The sequence below is a fragment of the Sinomonas sp. P10A9 genome (genome assembly GCF_041022165.1).
Taxonomy (GTDB): domain Bacteria; phylum Actinomycetota; class Actinomycetes; order Actinomycetales; family Micrococcaceae; genus Sinomonas; species Sinomonas puerhi.
This window is the reverse complement of record NZ_CP163302.1, coordinates 1,910,854-1,923,071: the sequence shown is the minus strand read 5'-3', so window position 1 is coordinate 1,923,071 and position 12,218 is coordinate 1,910,854. Positions and strand designations below refer to the sequence as shown.

Genomic DNA, 12,218 nt, shown 5'->3' with positions numbered 1-12,218 from the left:
ACCGTCACCATGGGTCTCCGCCCTCCATCCGGTCTCCTCTGTCGCCCAGCGGCAGGGCACCGACCACCGTCCACGTCCCGTCGCTCCGGCCCGCCTCGAGGCTGCCTCCCCGAAGGAGCACCCGCTCGCGCAGGCCGAGCAGTCCCCGGCCCGTGGACGGCGTGCCGGGCCTCGCGCGCACGGGCGTGCCCGGGTCAGAGGGGTTCGTGACACGGACCCGCAGCCACGCGCCGTCGAGCGCGAGCCACACGTGGGCCACTGGCTCGGCGCCGTGCCGCAGCGCGTTCGTCAGGGCCTCCTGGACCATCCGGTACGCCTCGCGGGACGCCCCCGCCGGCAGCGCGCCAGTCCGGCACGCGCGATCGGCGGTCAGGTGGACGGTGAGGCCCGCGGCACTGAACGTGGCAACCAGCTCGTCGAGCTGCGCGAGCCCGGGCGGTTCAGCCAGCGCGCCCGAGGCCTGGGGGCCTCCCGGGTCGCGGAGCACCGCGAGCGCGGCGTCGAGCTCCCCCTGGGCCCGGCGCCCGGTCTCCTCGACTGCTGTGAGCGCCGCGTAGGCCGCGTCGGGATCAGTGCCGAGCTGGGCCCGTGCCGCGGCCGCTTGGAGCGTCGTCACGGTGAGCGCGTGGCCGATCGAGTCATGGAGTTCGCGGGCGAGGCGGTTCCTTGCCGCCGCGGCGCGGGCCTCGCGTTCGGCGAGAGCCACCCGCTGTCCCGCGGAGGGCCCGAGCAGGAACGCCGCCCATCGGGACAGCTGCGATACGACCACGGTCAGGAGCGCCGCCGAGGCGAGCGTACCCGCGGACAGCAGCACCGCCGTCGTGCCCGGACCGACGCCCTCGAGCAGGCCTGGGATCAGGCCGGGTCCGCCGCCCAGCGCGTCGACGGCGACCGCAGCGGTCGCGGGGAGGAGAACCACGAGGAAGACCGCCGCGAGGAACCCTGTGGCGAGGTGGACGCCGAACCAGAGCGCGGCTCGGAGCACGTCGCCTAGCTCAGCACGGGGCGCGTCTCGGCCCAGCCGGGTCCCGAGGAGCTCGTCGGAGGCTGTGCGTTCGAGGGACGCCGTGACACGCAGCGCCGCTGGCACCGCGAAAAGGCCGATCGCCACGCCCGTGCCGAACAGCGGCGCGAGCGGATTGACCGACCCGAAGCGGTAGAGTGCAATCGCCCACACGACGACAGCGACATACGGGGCGGACAGCAGGCTGCCGAGCAGGACGAACAGGATCCGCTTCACCAACCGCGCCATGGCTCCCATTGTGATCCCTCAGGCGCTGCGGCCGCAGCGGTGGCACACGCCGCGCCGGCGCAGCCAATACGCGACGGCGGCCGTGGCGAGGGCCACCGACCAGAGTGGCCACAGCAGCCCAGGACCGAATGCGCCCCAGTCGGACCATGTGAGGCCCGAGGGCGCGTCCGAGGACATGCCGAGCCCCGCTCGGACCATCATGACGCTCGCGGGAACGAGCATCGCGGCGACTGCCAGTGCCGGGATCAGGGCCGCGAGGGGTGCGACCCTCCTGCCGCCGAGCCATGGCACCCACGTGGGGATCCGCTCGCCCCACCGGGCCACGAGGCCCCACGTGAGGGAGGCGCCCAGAGTGGCCATCGACGCGAGACCGGCGGCGGCCGCGAGCCCGCCCTCGTCGCGGAGGGACGCGTACGCCGTCGCGTTGATCCCCAGCGGAATGCCGGCAACCCACGCGAAACGCGTCGTCGCGTAGACGAGGGGGATGGCCACGGCCGTCCACGTCGCGAAGGTGCCCCAGCGATGCAGCGACCGTGAGGCGCCGTCGTGCGTGTCACGACGGCCGCACGCGGCGCACCGACCGCGGTGTTCCCGCACACCCACGACGGCCGCTCCGGCCCACAGGCCCGCGACGGCCAGGACGGCGTACTCGTTGACGAACTGGTCCCACGGGATGTCGCGGCCGTCAAACCAGGCCGGGTCCGAAAACGCCTTGACCACGAGCAGCGGCAGGTAGCCCGCGACAGCAAGCATGCCGGAATCCGCAATGAGCGTGAGGAATGCCAGGGCCACGGCGGCCGCGAACGCGACGGCGCCCCCTGTCAGGAGCGCGGACGGCGCCCGGCGCCGCGACAGGAGGGCGCCGAGCCCTGCACCGGTCAACGCCGCGGCAACGGCCACGGCCGCCGCTGGCTCCCACGGCCATCCGCTGCTGAGGAGGTCCGGTGACGGCCTTGTGCCGGCACCGAGCGGGTACGGGTGTCCCAGGGCGACCCACCCCAGGACAGCCGCGGCATAGGCGAGCGATGCGAAGCCCGCGAGGGGTGCAATCCTCCTCGGCTGTGTGTGGCGCAAAGGGCGCGTGTGAGGAGTGCTGGATGCCATGCTTGATCTCATGGCTCCAGCCTCCTCGTGGCGCTGGATGCCGGCCTCCCTCGGCAGGGTGGACCCTCTCCCCCGCAGGGGGTGCTTTCCGACCGGATTGCACTCGAAGTTACCCATCAGTAACATGAGGTGTGAGGGCGGCCACGCCCTGTCGAGACATCCAAGGAGCTGTCCATGGCCAGCAGGCACATACGCGACGTCGTCTTCGTCGACGGCGTCCGCACCCCGTTCGGCAAGGCCGGCGAGAAGGGGATCTACCACGGCACCCGCGCCGACGACCTCGTGGTGAAGACGATCCGCGAGCTCCTGCGCCGCAACCCGTCGCTGCCCGCGGAGCGGGTCGACGAGGTCTCCATCGCCGCCACGACCCAGACGGGAGATCAGGGCCTGACGATCGGGCGCACCGCCGCACTCCTGGCCGGCCTCCCGCGCAGCGTTCCGGGCTTCGCGATAGACCGCATGTGCGCGGGCGCCATGACGGCGGTGACCACCACAGCCAGCGGCATCGGCGTCGGCGCGTACGACGTCGTGATCGCGGGCGGAGTCGAGCACATGGGCAACCACCCGATGGGCCAGGGCACCGACCCGAACCCGCGCTTCATGTCGGAGCGGCTCGTCGACCCGGCGGCGCTCAATATGGGCAACACGGCCGAGAACCTCCACGACCGCTTCCCTGCCATCACCAAAGAGCGCGCCGACGCGTACGCCGTCGCGTCGCAGGCCAAGCTGGCCGCCGCCTACGCGGATGGCAGGATCCAGCCGGACCTCGTGCCGGTCGCGACCCGCCGCCCGGGCGAAGGATTCGGGCTCGCAACGGCGGATGAGCCCCCGCGGGCCGGTACGACCATGGAAGACCTCGCGGGGCTGCGCACCCCGTTCAGGCCCCACGGCCGCGTCACGGCCGGCAACGCCGCGGGCCTCAACGACGGTGCGACCGCATGCTTGCTCACCTCGGCGGAAGCGGCCGACGAGCTGGGCCTCACGCCGAAGATGCGGCTCGTCTCGTTCGCGTTCGCGGGCGTCGAGCCCGAGGTCATGGGCATCGGCCCCGTTCCCGCCACCGAGAAGGCACTCGCGAAGGCCAGCCTCTCCATCGAGGACATCGGCCTCTTCGAGGTCAACGAGGCGTTCGCCGTCCAGGTGCTCAGCTTCCTCGACCACTTCGGGATCGACGACGACGATCCGCGCGTCAACCGCTATGGTGGCGCCATCGCCGTCGGGCATCCCCTCGCCTCCTCCGGTGTGCGACTCATGACCCAGCTCGCGCGCCAGTTCGCCGACGACCCGAGCGTGCGCTACGGAATGACGACCATGTGCATCGGACTCGGTATGGGCGGCACCGTCATCTGGGAGAACCCCAACCACCCCGACTACGGAAAGGGCGAGTGAATGACCGCCGCACCCCAGCCCACGCAGCCCTCACGCTTCGACTCCTTCGCCCCGCTCGCCAAGCAGGTTCCGCACGAGATCGTCACGCACTCGCTCGTGAACGACGTCGTCCTGCCGGGCCGCGACGGCGGACGCGTCACGATCGCCCTCGTGACCCTCGACAACGGCCTCGACCACAGCAAGCCCACGACGCTCGGGCCGAACACCCTCATCGAACTCGGCAAGACCCTTGAGGTCCTGCACGCCCGCGCGGCGGCAGGCGAGATCAACGCCGTCGCCGTCACCGGCAAGCCGTACTTCCTCGTCGCCGGCGCCGACCTCTCCACCGTCAAGACGCTTGAGGATCCGGCGGCCGGAGAGAGCATGGCGCGCCTCGGCCACGCCGCCTACGACCTCCTGGACGACATGGGTGTGCCGACCTTCGCGTTCATCAACGGCGTGGCGCTCGGCGGCGGCCTCGAGATCGCGCTCGCCTGCACCTACCGCACCGTCTCCGCCGCCGCCCAGGGCATCGGGCTCCCCGAAGCGTTCATCGGCCTCGTGCCGGGCTGGGGCGGCGTATGGCGCCTCCCGCGGCTCACGGGCCCTGAAGCGGGAATGAAGGTCATGCTCGAGAACCCACTGAACGGCAACCGCTCGATCGGCGGGAAACAGGCGTTCGAGCTCGGGATCGCCGATGCGCTCTTCGAGCCGGCGGACTTCCTCGAGCAGTCCCTCGCCTGGGCTGCGTCGGTGATCGCCGGAGAGACCGGCGTGGAGCGGCCGAACGCCGTCGAACCACTGACCGACCCGGCCGTGGCCCAGCGGTGGTCTGCCGCGGCGAAGGCCGCCCGCGCGTTCGTCGCCGCGAAGACGTCCAACGCGGCCCCCGCACCCCTCAAGGTCCTCGACGTGTTCGAGGCGGGCCGGACGGCGACGCAGAAGGAATCTGCCGAGCTAGAGGTTGCCGCGCTCACCGAGCTCATGCAGACTCCGCAGTTCCGCGACACCGTGTACGCGTTCCTCGACCTGGTCCAGAAGAGGGCCAAGCGGCCCGCCGGGGCGCCCGACCCGAAGCTGGCGCGGCCGATCACCAAGGTCGGCATCGTCGGCGCGGGCCTCATGGCGGGCCAGCTCGCCCTTCTGTTCGCGCGGCAGCTCAAGGTGCCGGTCGTCATGACGGACATCGATCAGGCGCGCGTGGACAAGGGCGTGGCGTACGTCCACGCCGAGGTAGACAAACTCCTCGCGAAGGGCCGCGTCTCCCGCGACGCCGCGAACCGCACCAGGGCGCTCGTCACCGGGTCCGCCTCAAAGGCCGAGTTCGCGGACGCGGACTTCGTGATCGAGGCAGTGTTCGAGGAGCTCTCGGTCAAGAAGCAGGTCCTCGCGGAGGTCGAGGCCGTGGTCAAGCCCGAGTGCATCCTGGCGACCAACACGTCCTCGCTGTCCGTCACTGCCATGGCCGAGGACCTCGCGCACCCCGAGCGCGTCGTCGGCTTCCACTTCTTCAACCCGGTGGCCGTGATGCCGCTCATCGAGATTGTGCGCGCCCCCGAGACCGACGAAACCGTGCTCGCCACGGCGTTCGCGCTCGCGAAGGGCCTGAAGAAGACGGCGGTGCTCGTCAAGGATGCCGCCGCGTTCGTCGTGAACAGGGTGCTCCTGCGGCTCATGGGCGAGGTCACTGCGGCGTTCGACGAGGGCACCCCAGCCCAGATTGCCGACTCCGCGCTCGCGCCCATGGGCCTTCCGATGACGCCGTTCGTGCTCGCCGAGATGGTGGGCCTGCCCGTGGCCCAGCACGTTGCCGAGTCCCTCCACACGGCGTTCGGCGACCGCTTCCACGTGTCTGCGAACCAGCAGGCGCTCATCGACGCGAGAATCAAGGGACTCTGGACCACGACGCCGGATGGCGGCAAGGAGATCCCCGCCGAGACGCTTGCCGTCCTGCGGTTCGGCGACACGCCCTCGACCTCCGAGCAGGTGCTGACTCGCTGCCAGGACGCCTTGGCGGAGGAGATCGGGCTCATGCTCGCCGAGGGCGTTGTGGCTGGCCCCGAGGACGTCGACCTGTGCATGATCCTCGGCGCGGGCTGGCCCATGCACTTGGGCGGCATCACGCCGTACCTCGACCGCGTCGGGGCCTCCCAGCGGGTCAACGGGAAGCCCTTCCACCAGGCGTCCTGAGGCGCCAGAGACCCCTCAAGTCACCGCCAGAGACCCCGCAACCCCACACCCAGGTTGTGGGGTCTCTGGCGGCCCGTTGCGGGGTCCCTGGCGGCCCGTTGCGGGGTCTCTGGCGGCCGGTCGAGCGCGCATGCGCTCAGTCGCGTGGGAAGCCCGCCGTCAGGAAGGCGCCGAGCCGCTCGCCGAGGCCGTCGAGGGCCTCGGCTCCCGAAGGGCTCGCGAAGCAGAGTGCGCCGGCCCACGAGCTGCGGACCACGGCCCCGCCATGCGTCCAGTGGCTTGCGACGCGGACCCCGCCGGCGGTCACATCGAAGCGCTCGGCCCATACCGTCCGCCCGTCGGGAAGATCGACGGGCTCCGCCGGGTGTCGCCGGACCTCGGCCGGAGCCGGTGTCTCGTGCGGTGCGGCGTCCTCGACCCGCCGGTACGTGGCTGCTTCGCGGGCGGAGCCGGCAAGCTGGGAGACCAGGAGATACTCCCCGCTCGCGGGCAGCGTGTCGGCGTCGTGACCGGCCTCGTCACGGCGCGCGCCGGCACACAGGCCGCCCGGCTCCTGCCGGAACCTGAAGGCCTCCCACGTCTCGCCCGACGCAGTGAGCCGGATGAGCGACTCGGACGCGAAGAGGGTCCCCGAGCCGTCGTCGAACGCGATGCGGGTGGTGAGCACATCGCCGTCGAACGCTCGGCAGACGGCACCCCGCCGCACCCCGGCCACCCAGAAGCCCTCCCACCGCTCCCACGCAGCGCGCACGCGCCCTCCTCATGCTCTCGGGCCACTGCCTTACGCGGCCGTTCTCAGCCCGTTGCCCTAGCGAAGAACATTACCGGAGCGGCCCGGGCCGTCGGCTCCGCAAACCGGCGCTTCCGCACCGATCAGGCAGCCACGAAGCGGCCGCCCTCAAGAGCAAGCACGCGATGTGCGTGACGCCTCGCCCAGCCCAGCGCATGGGTGGAAAGCACGACGCCGCACCCCTCCTGCGCGGCCTCGGCGACCACGGACTCGAGCCGGGCAAGACCGTGCCGGTCGAGCCCCACGGTCGGTTCGTCGAGCAGCAGCACCCGAGGACTCCGCGCGATCACTGTCGCGAGCGCGACGAGCCTCTGGCCCGAGACCGGCAGGTCGTAGGGGTGCTCGCCGGCACTGGCTTCAAGGCCGACGGCGCGCAGCGCCTCGAGCGCGCGCCGCTCGGCGACGTCCCGCGGCACACGAGGGCGTCCGCGCGCAGCGATGCGGAGCCCGAAGGCGACCTCACGCAGCGCGGTGCGCTCGAACAGCTGGTCGCGCGGCTCCTGGAACAGGGTGCCGACGTGTTCGGCGACGCGCCCGGCCGGGAGGCCCGCGATGTCCTGACCGCCGATCCGCACTCGGCCGGACCCCGGGCGCACGAGCCCAGCAAGGTGCCGCAGCGCGGTGGACTTCCCCGCGCCATTGGGGCCCGTGATCGCGACCACCTCGCCTGGGCGGACCTCGAAGTCTGCGTCGATGAGCACGCTGCGCTGCCCGTCCGAGGCGGTACCCGGATAGGCGAATGTGACCCGGTCCAGGACCGCCAGGGGGGCACCACGGGACCCCTCGCGGGTCTCGAGGCCCTCGGACGCAGCCGACGAGGTCGCTGAGGACCCGGAGTGCGAGGCCGAGGCGCTGGACACCTCCGGCCCATCGTGGCATTTCGCCCCATCCGAGGAGACCGTCCGATCCGGGTACCCCGGTTCCGCAGGGTCCCGGGGCAGCACCCCAGAGCGTCCGAACGCCGCAGACGCGAGCACCTCGGCGGGTCGACCTGCCGCGACGGCAGTGCCGCCGTCGAGGAGGATCCAGTGGTCGGCGCAGCGGGCGAGCCCATCTGCGCAGGAGCCCGCCACGACCACCGCGGCGCCGCGGGCGCGCTCGGCGTCGACCAGACGGGCAAGTGCCGCGCGTCCGTCGGCATCGAGGGAGGCCGCCGGATCGTCCAGGACCAGAACGGCAGGCTCGCCGACGATCGCGCACGCGAGGGCGAGCCGACGCTCCTCTCCCCCGGAGAGACCGGCCGGATGCCGGTGAAGATGGGCCGCAAGGCCGACGGCGCGCGCGGCCTCCTCGACGCACGCTCGCATCCGCTCGCGGGGAAGACCGCGATGCTCGAGCGTGAAGGCGATCTCCTCGCCGACGGTCGCTGAGGCACCGGTGAGCAGATCGGCCGCCCGCTGCGGGACGAACGCGACGTGACGGCCCCACGCGCCCAGACTGAGGCGGGGATCGTCGGGGGTCCCATGGAACGCGAGCCGAGTCGAGCTTCCGGCAAGCTCGAGATGCCCCTCGAACCTGTTGCGTCCGCCGGTCAGGGCCCAGCCTGCCAGGATCTTCGCGAGCGTCGAAGTGCCGCTTCCCGAGCCCCCGAGCACTGCGGTGAGGGTCCCCTCCCCCAACGCAAGCCTCACGTCACGCAAGAGCAGGGGGGCGCCGTCGTACGCGAAGCGCGTGACCTCAGCCGCGAGAAGCGTGTTCGGCACCTTCATCCGGCACCACCGGCGAGAGCCTCGGCGACGGCCCGAACCACCACCGAGCCGACGATCCCGACGCAGGCGGCGGCGAGGGCCCAGCGGAGGACGCGCTGCGCCGCCGAGTCGGGCTCGTCGACATAGGAGGTCAGCGGGCCGGGAAGCCGCTGGCCGCGTGCGTCGAGGGCCGTGGCCCGTTCCCCCGCCTCGTCGACGAGAGCGAGGACAAGGGGCAACACCTGGAGCCTGGCCGCGAGGATCCGTCCGCCCGGTGCCGGCCTGACCACGAGCCCGCGGGCCTCCTGCGCCTCGCGGATGCGCCGCATGCGTTCGGCGACGGTCGAGGCCAGTCCGAGGGCGGAGGCCAGCACGTACCCGAGCGGGGCGGGCACGCCTCGCCGCAGCAGCGCGACCCGCAGCACCGCGATGTCGACCCACACCGAGAACGCGAGCATGACGACGACGAGCGCGGCCGTGCGCAGCACGAACCCGCCCGCGTACGCGAGACCTTCGACGGTCACCCGTGCGGGACCGAACGAGGCGAGCACGGTGTGGCCCTCGGGGAAGAAGAGCCCGTGGATCACCAGGGCCCACAGCGCGAACGGAGCGACCACGACTGCGGCCGTCGCACCGACGCGGCGCAGGGTGCCCGCCCGTGCCGCCGCAGCTGCGCCCCCCACGATCGCGACGATCCACACCGCCGCATGGGGCCACGCGAGGCACACGACGACGCCGGCTGCGGCCAGCCCGAGTCCCGTCAGGGGATTGAGCCGTCGCCTCGGGGGGACGGTCGGGGAATGGTGGTCAGACAGCCGGCGCCGCCTTGGCGTCGTTGGTGCGCGACGCGAGCACGCGGTACCTGCGGACGAAGTCGAACCGCTGCGTGGCCCGCCGCGGCAGGGCGTAGGCGAGGAGTGCTGCCACGACGAACGTGATGAGCTTGTCGATGAGGTCAGAGAGGATGGCCCCCTTGACGACCGAATCGACGAGGGTGTCCCCCGTGGCGCGGAAGACGGCGATGACGGCGCCGGTCGCGCCCGTGGATGTCCCTCCGAACACGGCGACCGCGACCGTCGCTCCGATCACCGCCGCAATGGCTCCCGTGACGAGGCCGGCGACGGGCAGGAGCCAGACGCGCCGCACGCCGCCCAGGCGCGCCGTGAGCCCCGCGAGCGCACCGATCACCGCAGCGCCTGCAGCGAACGGGATGAGCGTCGGGTTGAAGAAGCTCCACACGATCGTGCTGAGCAGGCCCGTCGCCGCCCCGGCCGCGGGCCCGGCGAGGAATCCGACGAGGACCGTGCCGATCGAGTCGAGGTAGATGGGCACGATGGCCGTTCCCACGAACTGGCCCAGGACGATATTGAGCACGAGGGCCACGGGGATGAGGGCAAGCGTCGTCGTGGGCAGCGTGGGGAGGATGCCCGCGAAGAGGAGCACGGCGGCGAGGCCATAGCCGGTCAGCGCCACGAGCGCGGCGGAGGCCGACGGCACGTCGACGGGCTCGGCCGGGGATGTGGCCACGAGGTAGATGAACGTGGCGATGATGGCCGCCGCGCCGAGGGCGATGAGCGCTGTCCTCAGCGGGGTGCGGCGCGGCGCTTCCTCAGTCAGGGGGTGTGATGTCCGGGAGTGTGACATGGCAGGGCACGTCCTTCAGGTCTGCGCGTGGAAGCGGGCCGCCTATGTCACCTCGGCGGGCGCACGGACTCATCCGCGCGCACCGGAAATTCTAGCCCACCGTGCGCGCGAGAGAGGCAAGCGAGCCGATGAGCTCGGCGAAGGCCTCCTGGGGGTGGTTCGCGCTCACGATCCGCGCGTTGGGCCGCTCGCCCCACAGCTCGCGGTAGTCCGCCACCGTCGTGCCGATGAGCCGCGGCGAGTCGACCTCGACGTGCACCGTGGCGGTCCTGACCGCGTACCGGGCGGTCCCGGCCGCGACGCTCGCTGCGAAGTAGTCGTGCACGTGGGCTACGTAGCCCTGGTCGTAATGCCGATGGAACTCGAAGTAGAAGCGCAGCATGTCACTGACGTGCTTGACGAGCCTGTTCGACGCCGTGCTGCGCTGCCCCTCGGGCTGGTCGGGGAGGACAAGCTCGGGAGCCGCGCATCCGGCCGCCTCCGCCAGGGCGGCGACGTGTTCGGGGTGCATCTCGATCCGCTCGGTCGTCTCGAGCGCGCACACGATCGGGAGCCGCTCTTCAGGCTGCCCCGCGAACGCCGCGAACACCTCCGCGGCCGCGTGCGGATCCACGTGCGTGTTCCATTCGGCCGTGGGCGTCGTGTTGCCCTGGTAGTAGTAGGCCCCTCCCATGATCACGACGCCGGCCAGCAGCTCGGGCAGCCGCGGCTCGGCGCGCAGGGCCAGGGCGAAGTTGGTCAGCGGCGCGGTGATGAGGGCCGTCAGCTCGCCCGGGCGCGCGCGTGCCGCCTCGACCCAGAGATCGACGGCGCCCCTCGCCTCGGGGGCCCGGCTCGCCGTCGGCAGTTCGGCGTAGCCGATCCCCTGGGGTCCGTGGGTCTCCGGGGTCGTGACGAGGGGGATCCGCAGCGGGGCCCTCGCACCGATGGCCACCGGCACATCGCCCCTGCCGCACAGCTGCAGGAGGGCGAGGTTGTTCGCGGCGACCTGGTCCGCGTCGACATTGCCGGGCGTGCTCGTGACCGCCACAAGCTCGACGTGGGGCTGGCTGCACAGGTACAGGAGCGCGAGGGCATCATCGATGCCCGTGTCGCAGTCCAGGAGGACGGACACAGGTGTCCGGCTCGGCTCATGGACAACAGGGCGGGACTGGTCGTGCATGCGTGCCTGCCCTCAGAAGAGCGCGACGCGGGCCGTCTGGGGGAAAATTTCGTCGAGCTCGGCGAGGTCCTCTACGCTCGGGTCCCACGAGGCGGCCTCGGCGTTCTCGCGGATCTGTTCGGGCCTCGTCGCACCGGCGATCACGCTGGACACGGAGGGCTGTGCGGCAAGCCAGGAGAACGCGACCTGGAGCTCCGTGAGGCCACGCTCCTGGGCGAACGCAGAGAACCGGTCGAGCTGGTCCCAGTCCGCGTCATGGACGAGGTTCGTGCGCGTGTGGGACAGGCGCGAGCCCTCTGGCGCCGAGTCCCGCGAGTACTTGCCCGTGAGCAGGCCGTTGGCCAAGGGGAAGTACGGGAGCACCCCGAGCCCGTAGGCTTCCGCGGCCTCAGTCACCTCGAGCTCGGCGCGCCGGTCGAGGAGGTTGTAGTGGTTCTGGCTCGAGACGAACGGCGTGAAGCCGCCCATCCGCGCGACGAACTCCGCCTCGGCGATCTGCCAGCCCGCACGGTTCGAGTGGCCGAGGTAGCGGACCTTGCCCTCGCGGACGAGATCGTCCAGGGCCGAGAGCGTCTCCTCGATCGGAGTCAGTGGATCCGGGGTGTGGAACTGGTACAGGTCGATCCACTCCGTGCCGAGGCGCCGCAATGATGCCTCGACGGCCTTGCGGATGTAGCGGCGCGAACCGCGCGCCCCGAAGTCGTTCCCGTTGGCCCCATGCATGTCCATGCCGAACTTCGTGGCAACGACAACGTCGTCGCGGTGGCCCACGAGTGCCTTCCCGAGCATCTCCTCGCTCAGGCCCGGCGTCCGGCCGTAGGTGTCGGCGACGTCGAAGAGCGTGATGCCGGCATCGATCGCCGCGTGCACGACCGCGTCGGTGCCCTCCTGCGTCTCGGTCGGTGTGTTGGCCCGGCCCAGATTGTTGCAGCCGAGGCCAACGGTCGAGACGGTCAGGCCGGAGTGTCCGAGACGGCGGTAGTCAGTCATGGTGCCAGCCTACCCGCGGCTCCGACACTG

General features: G+C 71.8%; 10 protein-coding genes. 2 read left to right on the top strand and 8 right to left on the bottom strand.

Annotated elements, in window-relative coordinates; genetic code table 11:
* Positions 1–4: 4 nt before the first annotated feature.
* Both AB5L97_RS08690 and AB5L97_RS08685 read right to left on the bottom strand, forming a co-directional pair.
* Positions 5–1,252 carry a sensor histidine kinase gene (locus AB5L97_RS08690; RefSeq protein ID WP_369047208.1) on the bottom strand — a complete coding sequence of 416 codons (1,248 nt, stop codon included), beginning with the start codon at positions 1,250–1,252 and terminating at the stop codon, positions 5–7.
* An 18-nt stretch (positions 1,253–1,270) separates the two neighbouring features.
* The gene (locus AB5L97_RS08685) at positions 1,271–2,326 is read right to left on the bottom strand and encodes a hypothetical protein (protein ID WP_369047207.1); all 1,056 of its coding nucleotides are present in this window, start codon (positions 2,324–2,326) and stop codon (positions 1,271–1,273) included.
* A 204-nt stretch (positions 2,327–2,530) separates the two neighbouring features.
* Here AB5L97_RS08685 and AB5L97_RS08680 point away from each other — a divergent pair, with 204 nt between their 5' ends.
* Both AB5L97_RS08680 and AB5L97_RS08675 read left to right on the top strand, forming a co-directional pair.
* Positions 2,531–3,745 (top strand): thiolase family protein, encoded by a 1,215-nt coding sequence (locus AB5L97_RS08680; RefSeq protein ID WP_369047206.1) that lies wholly within the window; start codon positions 2,531–2,533, stop codon positions 3,743–3,745.
* On the top strand, positions 3,746–5,914 hold the full coding sequence (locus AB5L97_RS08675) for a 3-hydroxyacyl-CoA dehydrogenase NAD-binding domain-containing protein (protein ID WP_369047205.1): 2,169 nt from the start codon (positions 3,746–3,748) through the stop codon (positions 5,912–5,914).
* 136 nt (positions 5,915–6,050) lie between these two features.
* Here the strand turns inward: AB5L97_RS08675 and AB5L97_RS08670 are convergent, their stop codons facing one another.
* The 6 genes from AB5L97_RS08670 to AB5L97_RS08645 form a co-directional block, all read right to left on the bottom strand.
* Positions 6,051–6,665, bottom strand: a complete 615-nt coding sequence (locus AB5L97_RS08670; protein ID WP_369047204.1) for a hypothetical protein — start codon at positions 6,663–6,665, stop codon at positions 6,051–6,053.
* Between the two features lie 122 nt (positions 6,666–6,787).
* Entirely contained in the window at positions 6,788–8,413 is a 1,626-nt protein-coding gene (locus AB5L97_RS08665) for an ABC transporter ATP-binding protein (protein ID WP_369047203.1), read from the bottom strand.
* A complete protein-coding gene (locus AB5L97_RS08660) occupies positions 8,410–9,120 on the bottom strand; it encodes an energy-coupling factor transporter transmembrane component T (RefSeq protein WP_369047202.1) in 711 nt (236 codons plus the stop codon). Before AB5L97_RS08660 ends, AB5L97_RS08665 begins: the two co-directional genes overlap by 4 nt.
* A gap of 79 nt (positions 9,121–9,199) precedes the next feature.
* Positions 9,200–10,036: an ECF transporter S component gene (locus AB5L97_RS08655; protein ID WP_369047201.1), complete on the bottom strand. Its 837-nt coding sequence runs from the start codon at positions 10,034–10,036 to the stop codon at positions 9,200–9,202.
* Positions 10,037–10,127: 91 nt separating this feature from the next.
* Complete coding sequence (locus AB5L97_RS08650; protein WP_369047200.1) at positions 10,128–11,198, bottom strand: nucleoside hydrolase; 1,071 nt, start codon at positions 11,196–11,198, stop codon at positions 10,128–10,130.
* Positions 11,199–11,210: 12 nt separating this feature from the next.
* Positions 11,211–12,188, bottom strand: coding sequence for an aldo/keto reductase (locus AB5L97_RS08645; RefSeq protein ID WP_307956549.1), 978 nt, complete (start codon positions 12,186–12,188; stop codon positions 11,211–11,213).
* Positions 12,189–12,218 lie beyond the last annotated feature (30 nt).